Source organism: Streptomyces sp. NPDC006134 (assembly GCF_040628835.1).
GTDB lineage: Bacteria > Actinomycetota > Actinomycetes > Streptomycetales > Streptomycetaceae > Streptomyces.
Map to the genome: position 1 here is coordinate 1 of NZ_JBEXTV010000055.1, position 16,955 is coordinate 16,955.

At 73.7% G+C, this 16,955-nt stretch carries 18 protein-coding genes; 6 read left to right on the plus strand and 12 right to left on the minus strand.

Features of this window, described 5'->3' with window-relative positions; genetic code table 11:
• Positions 1-198 precede the first annotated feature (198 nt).
• Entirely contained in the window at positions 199-444 is a 246-nt protein-coding gene (locus tag ABZ340_RS28780; protein ID WP_358784758.1) for a hypothetical protein, read from the plus strand.
• Between the two features lie 3 nt (positions 445-447).
• Positions 448-825, plus strand: a complete 378-nt coding sequence (locus ABZ340_RS28785; RefSeq protein WP_358784759.1) for a toxin Doc — start codon at positions 448-450, stop codon at positions 823-825.
• Positions 826-892: 67 nt separating this feature from the next.
• On the opposite strand, the gene ABZ340_RS28790 is transcribed toward ABZ340_RS28785, so the two are convergent.
• Positions 893-1,561 carry a TetR/AcrR family transcriptional regulator gene (locus tag ABZ340_RS28790; RefSeq protein WP_358784760.1) on the minus strand — a complete coding sequence of 223 codons (669 nt, stop codon included), beginning with the start codon at positions 1,559-1,561 and terminating at the stop codon, positions 893-895.
• 56 nt (positions 1,562-1,617) lie between these two features.
• Here ABZ340_RS28790 and ABZ340_RS28795 point away from each other — a divergent pair, with 56 nt between their 5' ends.
• The 3 genes from ABZ340_RS28795 (at position 1,618) to ABZ340_RS28805 (ending at position 4,232) form a co-directional block, all read left to right on the plus strand.
• A complete protein-coding gene (locus ABZ340_RS28795; protein WP_358784761.1) occupies positions 1,618-3,066 on the plus strand; it encodes an MFS transporter in 1,449 nt (482 codons plus the stop codon).
• The gene (locus ABZ340_RS28800; protein WP_358784762.1) at positions 3,063-3,458 is read left to right on the plus strand and encodes a cupin domain-containing protein; all 396 of its coding nucleotides are present in this window, start codon (positions 3,063-3,065) and stop codon (positions 3,456-3,458) included. Before ABZ340_RS28795 ends, ABZ340_RS28800 begins: the two co-directional genes overlap by 4 nt.
• 129 nt (positions 3,459-3,587) lie before the next feature.
• Positions 3,588-4,232: a class I SAM-dependent methyltransferase gene (locus ABZ340_RS28805; protein ID WP_358784804.1), complete on the plus strand. Its 645-nt coding sequence runs from the start codon at positions 3,588-3,590 to the stop codon at positions 4,230-4,232.
• A 48-nt stretch (positions 4,233-4,280) separates the two neighbouring features.
• Here ABZ340_RS28805 and ABZ340_RS28810 read toward each other — a convergent pair whose 3' ends face one another.
• Complete coding sequence (locus tag ABZ340_RS28810) at positions 4,281-4,832, minus strand: HAD family hydrolase (protein WP_358784763.1); 552 nt, start codon at positions 4,830-4,832, stop codon at positions 4,281-4,283.
• A gap of 63 nt (positions 4,833-4,895) precedes the next feature.
• Positions 4,896-6,065: a lactate 2-monooxygenase gene (locus ABZ340_RS28815; RefSeq protein ID WP_358784764.1), complete on the minus strand. Its 1,170-nt coding sequence runs from the start codon at positions 6,063-6,065 to the stop codon at positions 4,896-4,898.
• A gap of 495 nt (positions 6,066-6,560) precedes the next feature.
• Between ABZ340_RS28815 and ABZ340_RS28820 the strand changes: the two genes are divergently transcribed.
• Positions 6,561-7,004 carry an SSI family serine proteinase inhibitor gene (locus ABZ340_RS28820; protein WP_358784765.1) on the plus strand — a complete coding sequence of 148 codons (444 nt, stop codon included), beginning with the start codon at positions 6,561-6,563 and terminating at the stop codon, positions 7,002-7,004.
• 136 nt (positions 7,005-7,140) lie between these two features.
• On the opposite strand, the gene ABZ340_RS28825 is transcribed toward ABZ340_RS28820, so the two are convergent.
• From ABZ340_RS28825 to ABZ340_RS28865, 9 genes are all read right to left on the minus strand, one after another.
• Positions 7,141-7,383: a CDGSH iron-sulfur domain-containing protein gene (locus tag ABZ340_RS28825; RefSeq protein WP_358784766.1), complete on the minus strand. Its 243-nt coding sequence runs from the start codon at positions 7,381-7,383 to the stop codon at positions 7,141-7,143.
• The gene (locus ABZ340_RS28830; RefSeq protein WP_358784767.1) at positions 7,364-7,993 is read right to left on the minus strand and encodes a HemK2/MTQ2 family protein methyltransferase; all 630 of its coding nucleotides are present in this window, start codon (positions 7,991-7,993) and stop codon (positions 7,364-7,366) included. The genes ABZ340_RS28825 and ABZ340_RS28830 overlap by 20 nt, the downstream gene beginning before the upstream one ends.
• A gap of 45 nt (positions 7,994-8,038) precedes the next feature.
• On the minus strand, positions 8,039-9,058 hold the full coding sequence (locus ABZ340_RS28835; RefSeq protein WP_358784805.1) for an iron-containing redox enzyme family protein: 1,020 nt from the start codon (positions 9,056-9,058) through the stop codon (positions 8,039-8,041).
• Positions 9,059-9,170: 112 nt separating this feature from the next.
• Positions 9,171-9,353: a hypothetical protein gene (locus tag ABZ340_RS28840; RefSeq protein WP_358784768.1), complete on the minus strand. Its 183-nt coding sequence runs from the start codon at positions 9,351-9,353 to the stop codon at positions 9,171-9,173.
• A gap of 85 nt (positions 9,354-9,438) precedes the next feature.
• The gene (locus tag ABZ340_RS28845; RefSeq protein WP_358784769.1) at positions 9,439-10,446 is read right to left on the minus strand and encodes a Ppx/GppA family phosphatase; all 1,008 of its coding nucleotides are present in this window, start codon (positions 10,444-10,446) and stop codon (positions 9,439-9,441) included.
• 100 nt (positions 10,447-10,546) lie between these two features.
• Complete coding sequence (locus tag ABZ340_RS28850) at positions 10,547-13,381, minus strand: NHLP bacteriocin export ABC transporter permease/ATPase subunit (protein WP_358784770.1); 2,835 nt, start codon at positions 13,379-13,381, stop codon at positions 10,547-10,549.
• Between the two features lies 1 nt (position 13,382).
• Positions 13,383-15,608, minus strand: coding sequence for an NHLP family bacteriocin export ABC transporter peptidase/permease/ATPase subunit (locus ABZ340_RS28855; RefSeq protein ID WP_358784771.1), 2,226 nt, complete (start codon positions 15,606-15,608; stop codon positions 13,383-13,385).
• On the minus strand, positions 15,605-16,411 hold the full coding sequence (locus ABZ340_RS28860; protein WP_358784772.1) for an HlyD family efflux transporter periplasmic adaptor subunit: 807 nt from the start codon (positions 16,409-16,411) through the stop codon (positions 15,605-15,607). Before ABZ340_RS28860 ends, ABZ340_RS28855 begins: the two co-directional genes overlap by 4 nt.
• A 120-nt stretch (positions 16,412-16,531) precedes the next feature.
• The gene (locus ABZ340_RS28865) at positions 16,532-16,747 is read right to left on the minus strand and encodes a type A2 lantipeptide (protein WP_358784773.1); all 216 of its coding nucleotides are present in this window, start codon (positions 16,745-16,747) and stop codon (positions 16,532-16,534) included.
• Between the last annotated feature and the right edge of the window lie 208 nt (positions 16,748-16,955).

Sequence of the window (16,955 nt, forward strand, 5' to 3'; positions counted from 1 at the left end):
GTTGCGTGGGGGGTCCTCTGGGTGTGCGGGCCGGCCCGCCGCCCGGCCCGCCCCCCCCCCCCCCCCCGGGCCGGCGGGGGGGGGGGGGGGCGCCCCCCCCCCCCCCCCCCACGGTCCGTGACGCCCTCAGGTACCGCCGCATCAGCCCTGTGACCTGCCACTATTTACGGCGCAGTACCTGCGCGGTACCGTAGGGGCATGCCAGCTCTGAACGTGGAGTTCAGCGACCGCGAACTGGAGGATCTGCGGCAGATCGCCAAGGAGCGCGGTACGTCGATGAAGGCCCTCGTGCGCGAGGCCGCCGCCGCCGACATCGCGCGGCACCGGGCGCTGCAGGAGGGAGCGGAGGCGTTCCGCCGGTTCTTCACCGCCCACGCCGAGGAGTTCGCCGCCGCCTTCCCCGACGACGAACCGCCCGCCAAGGGCGAGGGCCGGGCCGCCTGATCCATGGCGCCCGTCCTCCACATCGACGTGCCCTGGCTGCTCCAGCGCCACGAAGAGGTCCTGCCGGACCAGCCCGTGATCAACGACTTCTCCGCGCTGGTCGCCGCCGTCGCCCGGCACCGCGTCGACCCGCCCCGCCTCGGCGTCGACTCCGACCCGGCCTGGCGGGCCGCCGCCCTGCTGCACACCCTCGCCGTGCTCAAGCCCCTGCCGTCGGCCAACGCCCGGTTCGCCTGCGCGACGGCCGTGGCGTACATGTTCGTCAGCGGCGTCGGCATCGACCCGCCCTACGGCGCCCTCGTCGACCTCGCCCGCGACCTGATGTCCGGCACGGCCGACGTCTACGGGGCCGCCGACCGGCTGCGGTCCTGGCAGATCTGAGGGGACGGAGGCACGGGGCCCGTACCGGTTCCGGTCCGGCGGACGCCGCGGGTCGCCCGGAGAACCGTCAGCGAGTGGCGATGAGGCCGTCCACGAGGGCCCGGAGGCCGTCCAGGTAGGTGTCCTCGGCGGTCAGCGCGGCCCAGCGGTCCGCGACCTGTGCCAAGCGGGGAAGCGACTCGGGGTCGAGCTCGGCGAACACCTGTTCCCGGTATGTCGTACGGCCGTCCTCCGCGCGCCGCCGGGCCGCCGCCGCCCGGGCCACCATCTCTCCGGCGGTGTAATACCAGATCGCGCGGTACCCGTGCACGGCCCGCTCCGGGGGCAGGCCGCACTCGGTCAGGCCGTCGACGATCTGCTCGACGAACCACAGTGCGGACACGGACATCAGGTCGTCGGCGGCCAGCACCTCCACGATCCAGGGGCAGCCGGCGAGCGCCTCGTGGATCGCGGCGGCGCAGACGACGACCCGTTCGCGCGGGTCGGCGGGCAGGTCGGGCCGGCGCAGCGCCCGTGCGGCGTAGTCGTCCATCAGCAGGACGAGCAACTCTTCCTTGTTGCGCACGTGGTGGTAGAGCGCCATCGGCGTAGTGCCGACCTCCGTGGCGAGCCGCCGCATCGTCAGCCGGTCCACGCCTTCCTCGGTCACGATCCGGCGGGCGGTCGCGACGACCCGTTCGAGGGAGATGCGGGGAGGTCGGCCCAGGGTTCTGCGGGGTGCGGACGGCTGCGGCATGCCCCTCATCATCCCCCAAGGTCGACAGAGGCGGTTCCCGGCGCTACTTTTCTTACATGTATAAAAATTTAGCGGGGCGTTCTGGCGTGGTGCTGGCGGCAGCGGCCGTCGCCCAGTTCCTCTTCGCCCTGGACATGTCGGTCGTCAACGTCGCTCTGCCCGCCGTCCGTGTCGCGCTGGGATTCGCGCCGCTCGGCCTGTCGTGGGTCGTGCACGCCTACGCGCTCACGTTCGGCGGGTTCCTGCTGCTGGGCGGCCGCGCCTGCGACCTGTACGGCCGGCGCCGCATGATCGTGCTGGGGCTCGCCGTCTTCGGACTGTGCTCACTGGCGGGCGGTCTCGCCCAGGCACCCTGGCAACTGATCGCGGCCCGGGCCGGACAGGGCCTGGGTGCCGCCGCGGCTGCCCCGGCCGCGCTGTCGCTGCTCACCACCACCTTCGGCGAAGGACCCCGGCGGGTGCGCGCGCTCGGCGTGTGGAGCGCGGTGAACGTCGCGGGCGGAGCGCTGGGTGTCCTGGCGGGCGGGCTGCTGACCGAGTACGCGGGCTGGCGCTGGGTGATGCTGGTCAATCTGCCCCTCGTGGCGGCCGCTCTCGCGCTGGTGGCCGCGGGCGTGCCCGCCGGGGACCGGCTCGCCGGGCGTGAGCGGCTGGACGCGCCGGGCGCCGTCCTGGCGACCGGCGGAATCGGGCTGCTGGTGTTCGGTGTCGTCCGTACCGGCACCCACGGCTGGGAATCCGCGGCCACGTGGGGGACCCTTGCCGCCGCAGTCGTGCTGCTGGCCGCCTTCGTCCTCGTCGAGTCGAGGACCGCCGCGCCGCTGCTCCGGCTCGGCCTGCTGCGCAGCCGCTGGGTGGCCGGCGCGAACGCCCTGGTGTTCCTGGCCGCGGCCGGGCAGTTCGCCGCCTTCTACTTCGTGTCCCTGTACATGCAGCAGGTCCTGGGCATGAGCGCCGCGGCGGCCGGTGCGGCCTTCCTGCCCTTCTCCACGAGCGCGGTCGCGGGTACCGCCGCCGCGACCCGCCTCGCCACGGTCCGCGGTCCCCGCGCCGCCCTCGTCCCCGGTGCCCTGCTGGCCACCGCGGGGCTGGCCTGGTTCGCCTTCATCAGCCCCGACGGCGGCTTCCTCACCGACGTGCTCGGCCCGTCCGCCGTCACCGGCGCCGGGCTCGGCCTGGTCCTGGGCCCGGTCGCCGCCGCCGCGACCACCGGCGTCGTCCCGGGTGAGGCCGGCATGGCCTCGGGCCTCCTCAACAGCTCCCGCCAGCTGGGCGGCTGCGTCGGCCTGGCCGTGCTGGCCACCGTCTCCGCGCACCGCACTGGTACGGCCGCCGATGCTGCGTCCCTCGGCGACGGCTACGCGCTGGGCCTCGCCGTCACCGCCTGTCTCTTCCTGCTCGCGGCCGTCGTGGCGATCTGCGTACTGCCGCGCCACCGGGCCGTCACCGCCGTCTCGCACCCTCTCACCTCGACCGGGAACCGACTGGAAGGCACACCCTCATGACACCCACCGTCATCGACCTGTTCGCCTCGGCCCTGCACTTCTGCCCCGACGGTGACGTCCGAGCCGTCGAGCGCCAGACGACGAGCAGCGCGCCGGGCACCTGGCAGATCGGGACCTTCCATGTGGAGACCGGCGCCGACGTCCACGCCGACCACTGGGAGATGCACCCGCGGGCCGATGAGGCGGTGTGCTGTCTGACCGGCGGCGTGCGCCTTTATTTCCGCCCGACGGACGCCGGCGGGGCCGAGGAGATGGTGCGGCTGCCGGCGGGCACCGCGGTGATCGTCCCCCGTGGCCGCTGGCACCGCCTGGAACCGGACGGTCCCAGCGACTTGGTGTCGGTCACCCTGCGCGAGGACACCCGTCTCGAAAAGCGCGACGGCGCCCGCTGACCGGGAGGTGACCCGGCGGGACTGCCGCCGGGTCACCACGAGCCGCGCCGGTGCGCGCAGGGGCCCTGCCCTGAACTGAGCCGTCACGCCGCTTGGTGCCTTGTTAGCCTGTGGCCGGTGGAAAGGGGACTGGACGCAGATGACTGGCTGGCAGACACGCGGACGTCTTATGACGCCGTCGCTGCAAGTTACGCAGAGCTGACACGTCACCTCTTGGACGAAACACCCGAAGAGCGCGCGGCCTTGGCCCTGTTCGCCGACCTGGTGTGTGCCCAGGGCGGCGGGCTGGTCGCGGACGTGGGGTGCGGGACGGGCAGGATCACAGGTCACCTGCGGAAGCTGGGCCTGGACGCGTTCGGCATCGATCTGTCACCTGGAATGATCGATGTGGCCCGTCGTGACCACCCCGGTGTGCGGTTCGATCTCGGTTCCATGACGGACCTCGCCTTGGCCGATGCCTCGGTGACTGGGCTGGTCGCTTGGTATTCATTGATCCACATTCCTGATGGTGAGATCAGCTCGGTTCTCGCGCATTTCCGTCGAGTGCTTCGGCCCGGCGGGCCGTTGCTGCTCGGATTCCATGTCGGCAATGAGTCGCAGTTGAAAACCGAGGGCTATGGCGGGCATCCGATGAAGGTCCATGTCCATCGCCGGCAGCATGACCAAACGATTGCGTGGCTTGACGAAGCCGGCTTCACCGTCGAGACGCACAAGACTCTCGTCTCTGCCGAGAGCAAGCTGGGAGGGATCATCCTCGCGCGTCGTCAGCCTTGAGGGGCTCCGCCGGTGAGCTGCCCCGAGTTTTGCATAGTCCGTGAGGCGTCACATCGTCATACGCTCCATGGGCAAGAGGCCGAGCGCCTGCAAAGGCGCCGACAGCACGGCATCCGCTTTTTCTGTCCGGTCGTACATGTGCCCCCATGCCGCTGCGGCACCGTGACTTCCCGTTGCCGCGGCGGTGCGCAGATCCAGTGGTGAGTCACCGAGACAGGCCATGTCCACGGGATCGACGCCGAGTTGCTCCGCGGTCGGCAGAAGCCCGTCCGGCGCCGGCTTCGGACGGGACACCAGGTCGTAGCCGATGAGCACGTCGGCACGCAGGCTTGCAGACCTCAGCAGTGCCCCAGCCGCGCGGGAACTGTTCCCGGTGAACACCGCCACAGCCCGACCCCGGGTTTGCAGGGCAGCGAAGACGTCAGCGACCCCGGAATGTGGGTCCACTTCGGCATCCTTGAGTTCCTGGTAGTACACCTCGGTCTCCGAGCGTGCCGGACGCCGACCGGTCAAGTGCTCCGAAATGACTCCCGGCGTGCCGCGCCAGTACGCGCCGACGGCATCGTTCGCATGGATGGCGGGACTGCCCAGTGCACGCACCGCAGGAACAAACGCCACAGGAAGGCCGTGTGCCGGGCGACCGTGCCGCCGGGGAGTTTTCCGTCAGGCGGTGCCCTCCACGAGATCGGCGGGGCTCAGCGTCGACGGGGCGGCGTGACCGGACAGGGCGAGGGTGAGGTCGAACTCGGCGAGCAGGCAGCGGATGACGTGCTCGACGCCGGCCTGGCCGTCGAGGCCGAGCCCGTAGGCGTAGGGCCGTCCCACCAGGACCGCCCGCGCGCCCAGGGCGAGCGCCTTGAAGACGTCGTCGCCGGTGCGCACCCCGCTGTCGAACAGGACCGTGAGCCGGTCGCCGGCCGCTTCCACCACCCCGGGCAGCGCGTCGGCCGCCCCGACCGCGCCGGCCACCTGGCGGCCCCCGTGGTTGGACACCACCACGCCGTCCATCCCGGCGTCGGCCGCCAGCCGGGCGTCGTCCGGGTGCAGGACGCCCTTCAGTACGATCGGGCCGTCCCAGTTCTCCCGCAGGAACGCCAGGTCCGGCCAGGTCTTGCCGGGATCGGCGAACATGCCGACGAAGTGCATGACGGCCGCGTTCGGGTCCTCGTGCACCGGCTTGGCGAGGCCCGCCCGGAACGCGGGGTCGGAGAAGTAGTTGGCGGTGCCGACCCCGCGCAGGAACGGCAGGTACGCCTGGTCCAGGTCGCGGGGGCGCCAGGACAGCAGCGGCGTGTCCAGGGTGACGAACAGGGCCGTGTATCCGGCCGCCTTCGCCCGGCCGAGGAAACTGCGGGCCACCTCGCGGTCCTTGGGCCAGTACAGCTGGAACCAGCGCTCCGCGTCCCCCATCGCCTCGGCGACCTGCTCCATGGGCGTGCTGGACGCCGAGGACAGGATGTACGGCACGCCCTGCGCGGCGGCGGCACGGGCGGCGGCCGGTTCGGCGTCCGGATGCATGATCGACAACACGCCGACCGGCGCCAGCGCCAGCGGGGCGGGCAGAGAGCGGCCCAGCACCTCGACCGACAGGTCCCGCTCGCGCACGTCCCGCAGCATCCGCGGCACGATGCGGCGCCGGTCCAGCGCCGCCCGGTTGGCGCGCGCGGTGCTGCCGTCGCCCGCGTTGCCCGCCACGTATCCGACGGGGCCGGGGCCCAGGCGCTGCTCGGTGAGCGCCTCCAGCCGGGTCAGGTCGGTGGGCAGCCGGGGCACGGTGCCCGTCATGCCGTTCAGGTAGATCTCGTACTGGAAATCCGCCCAGTGCTTCGCCATCCCCGCTCCCGCCTCTCGTCGTCGCGCTCGCGTCGCCCAGACGATACTCGCGAGCAGACCGAGGCGGGTGCGGCACGCGGGCCGGCGTTCAGCCCGCGCGCACGCCCGGCGCCCCGGCGGACTCCACGCCCTCTCGGGCCCGTGGACCGCCCGGGGTCCGGGGAACGGCCGCGGCAGGGCGGGGAAGGGCACGGCCGCCCGGGCGCGGGGCCGCTCGCGTGACCGGACGGCGGTTCGCGCGGCATGTTTCCGGCCTATTGCGGAGCGCGGGGATCACGCCATCCGGCCGGTTCGAGCGATCAAGAACCGCTCGAAATCGGCACGAGAACGTTCGAGCTCGGTGACATCACGCCACTGATTCAATACGCAAGGTTACCTAAACGTGCAGGGTCGATGTGAGTTCCGGCGGCGGACTCGGCAGACTCGCGCTCGCCGTTCCGGCACCCGACCGGGCCGGACCGGCGACCCGTCGAATCGAGCGGAAGGATGCACACGATGCGGAACACCGCGCACCGGGCGACGACCCTCGGCCACACGGCCGCCACCGTCTTCGGGCCCCTGACCGGGGCCGCCCTCGCCGCCCCGGGCCACACCCCCGCCTCGCTCCACGCCCCCTCGGCCCCGGTGCTCACCGTCGGCCGCGGCGAGAGCGCGGCCACCGCCACCCCTCTTCGCGCGGTCACCCTGACCTGCGCCCCGCGGCCCTCCGGCACCCACCCGGTACCCGGCCCGGCCTGCGCCGGACTGCGCGCCGCCGACGGGAACCCGGACGCCCTGACGGCCGGTGACGATGTGCTGCGCACCAAGGAGTACGCCCCCGCCGTCGTCGCTGTCGTCACCGTCGACGGGGTCTGGCAGGGCCGGCGCGTCTCCTCCGAGCGCACCTTCGCCGACGAATGCGTGCAGCACGCCCACGGCGCGGGCGTCTTCGCGTTCTGAGGACCGGCACCGCGCGGTGTCCGTGCCGTGTCAGGGACCCGTTGCTGGGGAGTGCGGGTCCGGACACGGGCCGGCGCGGTGCCCCACCGGGGGCGGCGGACGGAGTGGGGCCGTCCGCCGCCCCCGGGATCACGTGTCAGTCCTGCCGGGGCCGCTCGCCGGGGGCGGGACCCTCACCGGCCCGGGACCGGGCGCGGTGGCTGGTGTCGCACCAGGGGTAGCGGCGGCTGCGGCGGCAGGTGCACAGGGCGACCCGGAAACGGTCGGAGGACACCGTCGTACCGTCCTCCAGCTCCACTTCCACCGGGCCCTCCACCAGCAGGGGGCCCCGGCGCTGGACGGTGATCCGGCGGGGGGCGTCAGACGGGGAGTTCGGCACGGACGACCACCAGCTCTTCCTTGTTGTCCGCCGCGGACAGCAGCCCCCGCTGCCGCAGCCAGCGTTCCCGGCCCCGCAGCACGGGGCCGAACGAGATCCGCTGCCGCCGGACCACCGCCGCCTTCAGACCGGCCTCGCGCAGATGCCCGACGGTCCGGCCGGGATCGCTGAGCGCGGACTGCACGATCAGCAGCACCCCGCCGGGGCGCAGCAGGGCGGGCCCCTCCCGGCAGATGCGGTCCAGGACGAGGCGGCCGTCGTGCCCCGCGTCCCAGGCCCGGGCCGCGCCGCGCGGCCGGGTACCGCCGCCCGGCGCCGGCACGTACGGCGGATTGGCCAGGACCAGGTCGAACGACTCGCCGCGGACCGGTTCGAAGAGGTTGCCGCGCCGCACCCGGACCGGCAGCCCGGCCAGTACGGCGTTCAGACGGGCGGCGCACACCGCCCGCCGGGACACGTCCACGGCGGTCACCCGGCCGCCTCGCCGCGCGGCCCGGAGCGCCAGCGCGCCGGAGCCGGTTCCCACGTCGAGGACGTCCGCCCCCGCGGGGAGCGGCTCGTCGGACAGCGCCCCGGCCAGCAGCTCCGTGTCCTCCTGAGGGGCGTACACGCCCGGTAGCACCAAGGGATTCACACGCCTCGGGTACCCCGGGGATCAAGAAGTATGGGCCGCCGGCACCTCGGCGGGCAGGGGCGTGCGCAGGGACGACCGGCCCGCCCGCCAGTCCGCCAGCAGGCGCGCGGCGAGGCGGTCCTCCACCACGGTGGTGGCGTCGATCCCGAAGACCACGTCCGGGGCCAGGTGCGGCTCCTCCTCCAGCAGACCGCCGATCACCTCGTGGCGCACCACCTGCTCGTGGACCGCGTCGGCCTCGACGTGCTCGTCGTAGAAGTGCTCGGCGGCGGGCCCGGCGCCGGTGCGGCGCATCGCCTCGGCGAGCCGCCGGGAGCCGGGGGAGGAGGTGATCTCGACCGAGGCGAAGTGGCCCACGAGGGCGCCCCGCAGGCGGCGGTGCAGGCCGAAGAGGGACATGAGGTTCACCGTGGCGAGGGCCTCCGCGGACGCCGCGTCCAGGTAGCGCCCGTACGTGGTGTCCAGGCCCAGGTCCGTCATCAGACCGGCGAACAGGCGGGCGTGGACGCGGTCGGCCCGGCCGCCGCCGTACTCGTCGAACTCCACCGCCGCCATCCCCGCCTTGGCCCGGCCGCGCAGCCGGGGCAGCACCCAGGCGTGCGGGTCCGCCTCCTTCAGGTGGTACAGGGAGCGCTGGGCCGCGTACTCGCGCAGCTGCCACAACTCGCCCTCGTCGCGCAGGAAGTGGGTGACGCCCGTGCCGTCGGCCGGTTCGACGAGGAGGCCGGCGACCGCGTCCTCGACGTCCGCGTGCGCCCGGGTGCCGGCGCGCAGCGCGGACAGGAAGCGGTGCTCCAGCGCGGCGCGGGTGCGCAGCAGGCCGGGGTCCCACTCGTGGTCCGCGGGCACGCCGGCGAAACCGCGGTAGTGCAGTTCGTAGCACACGTACAGGGCGAGCTGGAGGTCGTCGCCGTACGGGGACGCGGCGGCGGCGGTCTCGGGGCGGGGCAGCGGGCCCGCGCCCAGCAGGTACTCGGTGACGGCGGCGGAGAGCGGTCCGCGGGCCGTCGGCAGCAGGGGTCCCTCGCGGTCGTGGTCCAGATCCATGGCCTGCGGGTACCCGGGCGTGGCGGCAGACCACCCCCCTCCCGGACACGCGCGGGCGGCGGCAGCCGCAGGAGCCGCCGCCGCCCGCACCGGGGCCTCGCGGCGGTCAGTCGCCGCGGGCCTGTTCCTGAGCCTGGGTGCTGGGCGTGATGGCATCCCCGGCCTCGCCCCGGTGCCGCCGTTCCTCCTCGGACTCCGGCGAGCGCGTCTCGGCGTCCTCCACCTCGCGCAGCACCTCCTCCAGCGCCGTCCGGGGCTCCTTGTGGCCGTGGTCGCCGTCGTGGGACACGGGTGTCTCCTTCCGTCGTTCTCCGACGTTTTCCGTCGTTCCTGCTGTGTCGTCACCTCTCCGGGCGCGGCCGGCGGACCGGGACTCAGCCGGTCGTGGCCGCGATGCGCAGGGGCACCGGGTCCGGGGGAGGGGCCTCGTCGCTGCGCCGGGTGATCTCCGCCCACCAGGACGGGCCGTCCTCGATGTGGCGCAGCAGGACGCCCTCCCGGATCGCCCACGGGCAGATCGTCACCGTGCGCAGCCCCGTCAGCTTCATCGCCGTGTGCCCGACCACCGCGCCCGCCAGGCTCTGCGCGGCCCGGGGCGCGGAGATGCCGGGCAGCCGGGCCCGCTCGGCGGCGGGCAGGGCGGCCAGCCGGTCGATCGCCCGCCGCAGGTCCGCGCAGTGCAGCTCACGCTCCACGAACGGCCCGTGCCGTCCGGGCGCGGCCCCGCACAGCCGCCCCAGCTGCTGGAAGGTGCGCGAGGTCATCACCGCGGTGCGCGGGCCCTCCCAGCGGATCCGGGCCGCCACGTCCCGCAGCTGATGGCGCACCGCGCGGCGCAGCGCCCGCACCAGCTGGGGCGGCGGCGGGTCGAAGCCCTCGAAGAACTCGTGGGTGAGCCGGGCCGCGCCGAGCGGCAGCGAGGCCACGAAGTCCGGCAGCCGGCCCCGGCCGAAGGCCACCTCCAGCGAGCCGCCGCCGATGTCGAGCAGGGCGAGCGGGCCCGCCCGCCAGCCCATCCAGCGCCGGGCTCCGAGGAACGTCAGCTCCGCCTCCACCTCGCCCGGCAGCGTGCACAGGGCGACCCCGGTGCGGGAGCGGACGGTGCGCAGCACCTCCTGCCGGTTCGGGGCGGCCCGTACCACGGCGGTCGCGAAGGCCAGCGGACCGGCCGCGCCCCAGCGGGCCGCGGTCCCGCTCGCCTCCGCGACCGCGTCGGCCAGCCGCTCGACCGCCTCCTCGGGGACCGGATCCCCCGGTCTGACCTGCTCCGACAACCGCAGCCGCCACTTGGCGGTGTGCACCGGCAGCGGCACCCCGCCCTCCGCGTCCGCCACCACCAGCCGGACCGCGTTCGATCCGACGTCCACCACGCTGATTCGCATGCTCCGGCAGGTACCCACTCCGCGGGCGGATCAACGGAACCAGGGCGGGGACGGCCGGCATCCACCGCCACCGTGGCGCATGCCGGCCGCCTGTGCCCCGTCAGGCCATCTGCCGCCGCACCAGCTCGTGCAGCCGGCCGCCCGTGTCGGCCAGCAGCTGCGCGGGCGGTCCCTGCTGGGCGACCTTGCCGTCCTCCATCACGATCACGCGGTCGGCGTCCAGCACGGTCGACAGGCGGTGCGCGATGACGATGCGGGTCGCGTTGAGCGCCTTCGTCGACTCGATCACCCTGCGCTGCGTCTCGTTGTCCAGGGCGCTGGTCGCCTCGTCGAAGAAGAGGATGCGCGGCCGGCGGATCAGCGCCTGGGCGATCATCAGCCGCTGCCGCTGGCCGCCGGAGACCGCCCCGCTGCCCGAGACGATGGTGTGCAGCCCCATCGGCATCCGCCGGATGTCCTCGGCGAGCCCCGCCATCTCGGCCGCCGCCATCACCTCCTCCGGCGTGTACGGCTCCGTGCCGCAGATGACGTCCATGATCGAGCCGGTGAACGGCTGCGCGTGCTGGAGCACCACCCCGCACTGGCGGCGCACCGCGGACTGGTCCAGGGCGGCCAGGTCCTGGCCGTCGTACAGCACGCTGCCCGACAGCGGACGGTCGAAGCCGATCAGCAGCCTCAGCAGGGTCGACTTCCCGCAGCCGCTCGGGCCGACGATCGCCACGAACTCGCCCGGCCGCACCTCGAACGACACGTCGTCCAGGATCAGCGGCCCGTCGGCGGTGTAGCGGAACGACAGCCGCCGCGCCTCGACCGCCCCGGACAGCGGACCCGGCCGGGTGCTGGCCGTGCGCACCTCCGGCGCCGCCTCCAGCACCGGCTTGATCTCCTCGAACAGCGGCAGCGCCGCCACCGCCGAGACGAACGCGCCGGTCAGCTGGGTGACCGAGGTCAGCAGCATCGTCACCGAGGTGGAGAAGGTGAGGAACGCCGCCGCCGACATCGAGCCGCGCGCCGGGCCTGCCAGCAGCATGAACATCACCAGGGTGCACAGCGGCAGGTAGACCGCGCCCAGCACGGCGTTGAGGTTCTTGACGCGGCCGGCCTTCTGCTGGAGCTCACGGCTGCGCGCGAAGCGCTCCGCCCAGGCGGCGTACGCGTAGTTCTCGGCCGCCGCCACCCGCAGCTTGGGCAGGCCGCGCAGCGTCTGGAACGCCTGGTTGTTCAGCTTGTTGGTGAGCACCACCAGCCGCCGCTGCCAGCGCACCTGCCACAGCCCGAGCCCCAGGAACACCGCGGCGACCACGACGAGCATGGCGATCGCCGCCAGCGCCATCGGCACGCTGTACCACAGCAGCAGCCCCAGGTTCACCGCGCCGACGGTCACCGACTGGGCCACCGTCGGGCCGACCCCGGCCAGCAGCCGGCGGATCGCGCTGACGCCCATGGCCGCGCTCGCCAGTTCGCCGGTGGAGCGCTCGGTGAAGAACGTCGTCGGCAGCCGCAGCAGCCGGTCCCACACCGCGGGCTGGAGGGTCGCCTCGATACGGCCCTCCAGCCGCAGGATGGTGAGGTTCTGCAGCAGCATGAAGGCCGCCGCCACGACCCCGCCGATCATCACCGCCAGACAGACCTCGGCGATCAGGCCGGTCTGGGCGCGCGGCACGAACTCGCCGAGCACCTTGCCGGTCGCCAGCGGCACCAGCGCTCCGACCGCCACCGTCACCAACCCGCTGACCAGCAGGTTCAGCAGGTCTGCGCGGGTGCCCCACAGACAGAACCGCAGCAGCCGCAGCGGGCTGAGCCGGCGGTCGGGCAGCGGCCGGTAGAACATCACCGCGCGCGGCTCGAACTCGTCGGCGGTCGCCTTGTCGACGGCCGTCTCCCGTCCGGAGCCCGGCTGCACGGCCACGTATCCGCCGCGCCGCCACAGCAGCGCCACCGGCGCCCCCGACAGCGCCCGCCGGCCCACCAGCGGCCCGACGTTCTCCCGCCACCAGCGGCCCTGGAGGCGCACGGCACGGGTGCGTACCCGGGAGGCGAGGGCGACCCGCTCCACCGGGTCCAGCCGGTCGCTCTCGGTGCCGCTGTGCGCCGGCTCGGCGAGCGTGATGCCCGCGGCCCGGGCGACCAGCTTGCAGGCCGCGTACGTGGCGTCCGCGTCGGCGGACGTCGTCTGCCGCCGGGACCGGGTGCCGATCGAGGCCAGCAGCGTCCGGTCGGCCCGGGCGCGCACCTCCTCGCCGGCCTTGATGCCCTCGGCGGTGCGGGTCTCGTGGGTGCGCTCCAGCTGCTCGATCCAGCGGTCCAGCGTGGTCAGCAGCCGGTACTGCTGGTCGACCATGCTCCGCCACAGGGCCGGGTCCATCAGCAGGTCGGCCGCGGCCTCGGCGCCGTACAGCTCGCCGTACTGCACACTGCCCGGCGGGACCTGCATCCAGAACACGTCGTCGTCCGTGGGCGCGGCGGCCCGCTCGCCGGCCGTCGGCGCCTGGAAGAGGATGGACAGGCTGCGGCCGACGCCCAGGGCGAGGGCGTACTCCAGCGGGCTCGTCGCCGGCGGGACGTACTGCGGGTTGCCGTACTCGTCGTACGACCAGGTCTGCGTGGTCGCCGGCTGGTACAGCTCGCGCAGGTTGATGCGGTGCATCACGCAGTCCCGCAGCGGGCGGGCCACCAGCGTGTGCTCCGGCCCGGTCACCGGGCCCAGCAGCAGCGAGCCCGCCTCCAGACGGCCGAGGTGGTGCCAGTGGCCCTGCTGCGCGGCGTCCACCGCGAACAGGTCGACGGCGCCCGCCGCGACCAGCCACAGCACCTGCGGCCCCTCCAGGTCCAGCCGGCTGAAACCGGCGCAGTCCAGCCGCGTGCCCAGCCGGCCGAGCGCATTGAGGACCAGGTCGCCCTCGTGCACGAGGCCGCCTTCGTGGACGGACGTCATCTCACCGCTCCCTGACCAGTGCCGCGTACGCGCCGCCGCGCGCCACCAGCTCCTCGTGCCGCCCGCGCTCCACGACCGTGCCGTGCTGGAGCACGACGATCTCGTCGCTGTCCCGCACGGTGCTGAGCCGGTGCGCGATCACCACGCAGGCGCAGCCGCGCTTGCGCAGGTTGTCCATGACCACCTGTTCGGTCTCGGCGTCCAGCGCGCTCGTCACCTCGTCCAGGACGAGGATGCTGGGGCGGCGCACCAGCGCCCGCGCGATCTCCAGCCGCTGGCGCTGCCCGCCGGAGAAGTTGCGGCCGTCCTGCTCGACCCGGCTGTGGATGCCGCCGGGGCGGCGCATGACCACGTCGTACAGCGCCGCGTCGCGCAGCGCCTCCACCACCGCGTCGTCGGGGATCGACGGGTCCCACAGCGCCACGTTGTCGCGGACGGTGCCCTCGAAGAGGAACACGTCCTGGTCGACGAAGGAGACGGAGGCGGCCAGTGCCCCGCGCGGGATGTCCTCGATGCGCCGCCCGTCGATGCGGATGACGCCCTCCCACGGCGTGTACAGGCCCGAGATCAGCCGGGACACCGTGGACTTGCCGCTGCCCGAGCCGCCGACCAGCGCCACCTGCCGCCCCGGTCCGACGGTCAGGTCGAAGCCGCTGAGCAGCGGCTTGTCCAGGGGGTTGTAGCCGAAGGTGATGTTCTCCAGCTCGACGTGGCCCTGGAGGCGGCGCGTGTCCTCGCCGCCGCCGGGCCGGCCGTAGAGCGGGTCGGCCCGGAAGTTCTCCACGTCCTTCAGGCGGGCCACGTCGGCGGCGAAGTCCTGGATGCGGCCGGCGACGCCGTTCAGGCGGGTCAGCGGGGCGGTGAAGCGGGCCACCAGCGCCTGGAAGGCGACCAGCAGGCCGACCGACATGTGGCCCTCCACCGCCCGCAGGCCGCCGATCCACAGGATCAGCGCGCTGTTGAACGTGGCCAGCGTCGGCGCCACCACGCCCAGCCAGGCGCTCGGCACCCCGAGCCGCTGCTGCTCCTCCAGGGTGGTGGCGTGCTGCCCCGCCCACTTGCGGAAGTAGCCGTCCTCACCGCCGGTCGCCTTCATCGTCTCGATGAGCTGAAGGCCGGTGTAGGCGGTGTTGGTGAGCCGGGCGGTGTCCGCCCGCAGCTTCGCGGTGCGCGTCGCGCGCAGCCGGATCACGACCCGCATCGCCACGATGTTCAGCAGCGCCACGCCGATGCCGACGAACGTCAGCTGGGGGTCGTACGTGTACATCAGCAGCGCGTACAGGACGACGACCACCGCGTCCACGCCCGCCGCCGCCAGGTCGCGGGCCAGGGTCTCGGCCACCGCGTCGTTGGACTGCAGGCGCTGTACCAGGTCGGCCGGGCTGCGCTGGGAGAAGAACGTCACCGGCAGCCGCAGCAGGTGGCGCAGGAAGCGGGCGCTGGACAGGGTGGAGGAGATGAGCCGGCCGCGCAGCAGGTTGGCCTGCTGGAGCCAGGTCAGCACGACGGTGAGCAGCACGCACGCCGCCATCGACGTGAACAGCACGCCCAGCAGCGAGGTCTGCCGGCCGATCAGGAACTCGTCGATGTAGGTGCGGCTGAGCGCGGGCACCGCCGCGCCGACGGCCACCAGCAGCAGGCTCGCCAGCACCGCGGCCGGCAGGGTGCCCGCGGTGCCGCGCAGCCGGGCCGGCATCGCGCCCAGCACGCCCGGCCTGCGCCCGCCGCGGGTGAAGCCCTCGCCGGGCTCCAGGACCAGGACGACACCGGTGAAGCTGCCGTCGAACTCCTCCAGCGGCACGAACCGGCGCCCCTTGCCGGGGTCGTTGATGTACACCCCGCGGCGGCCGAAGCGGCGGCCCATGCCGTCGTAGACGACGTAGTGGTTGAACTCCCAGAACAGGATGGCCGGTGCCGTCACCTCGGCGAGGGCGGCCAGGTCCATCTGCATGCCCTTGGCGGTCAGTCCGTAACCGCGCGCCGCCTTGAGCAGGTTGCTGGCGCGCGAGCCGTCGCGGGAGACGCCGCAGGCGATGCGCAGTTCCTCCAGCGGGACGTGACGGCCGTAGTGGCCGAGCACCATCGCCAGGGAGGCGGCGCCGCACTCGACGGCCTCCATCTGGAGCACGGTCGGGGTGCGGACGGTCTTGGCGCGGGTCTTGGGCACCGTGCGCTTGGGCGGCGGGGCGGCACGGCGTCTGCCCCGTGTCTTCAGGTCGGCGGTCACGGCAGCAGCCAATCGACGGGACGCTGGTCGGCCAGCCGGATCGAGCCCGTGGCCAGGGTCATGGAGGTGAGGGCGTACGGCGGTCCGCCGGCGGTCGACCAGGCGTAGCCGCTCTTCGTGGCGGAGGACCGGTCGAGCCGGACGGTCACGGCGACCGGCCTGCCCTCCTTGGTGAACTGCTCGCCGAGCTGGCTGTCCCCGAGGAACGCGCCGATCTGCTGCGCGGACTGCGCGGAGCGGTCCACCGACTTCACATGCCCGCGCAGCACGCCGTACTCCTGGCTGGGCACCGACTGCACGGTCAGGTCGACGGCGGCGCCCGCCCGGACCTCGGCGGCGTTCTCGGCGGGGACGTACACGGTGGCGTACAGCGGGTCCCCGGTGTGGGCGACCTTCTCCACGGCGGCGACGTTCGCGCCGGTCTGGACGATCTGCCCGACGGTGGCGGCCAGCGCGCTGACCCGGCCCGCGTCCAGGGCGCGGACGACCGTCTCGCCCTCGGCGGTGCGGACCTTCAGCACCGGCGCGCCGGCGGGCAGCCGCTCGCCCTGCTCGGCGAGGACGGCGGTGACCTGGCCGGAGACCGGGCTCTGCAGGATGTAACTGCCCTGCCCGTGCGTGAGGACGGCGGGCGCGCTGACGGTGGAGGCGACCGATCCGGTCACCGCCCACACGGACGCGGCGGCCATCGCGACCACGGTCACGGAGAGGACGAGCCAGCCCTGGGGACGGGCGAAGCGCACCGGAAGGTCGAGCTCCTCCGGCGACTGCAGCTTGGCGAGGGCCTGCTGGCGGAACTGCACGGACCTTCCCTCACCTGCGGAACTTGACGACAACGGCCCACGCGGGCCGGGGATGTGACGGCACCCGAGAGTCCCGGAGCCGGGGAGCGGCTCCGGGACTTCGGTGGCGCTGGGGCGCGATCAGAGACCGGCGACCAGGTTGGTGACCGGGGCCGTGTTCAGGCCGGTGACACCCTCGACCGTGTCGACGACGCCGTTCACCAGGCCGGTGACCGGGGCGATGCTGTCCACCACGCCGGTGACGGTGTTCAGGGCGTTGATGGCGAGGCCGCCGGAGACGTTGTCGAGCTCGGCGTCGGAGATCTCGACGGTCTCGACCTGGGAGGTGGAGTTCATGATGGAACTTCCCTTCATGCGTATGTTTCACAAGGGGGGAGCGGCCCCCTCTGGGGACAGACGGACGGCCGCGTCCGCGGGTGCCGGGCGCCGGGCGCTCGGGGCGGGGAGCCCCTTCGCGGCCCCCGCGGTGCGATGGATCAAAGCACGCCGCCGGTCCGCCGTTCCACTCAACCACCCCCTCCGACCAGGCACTTCGAACCGTCCG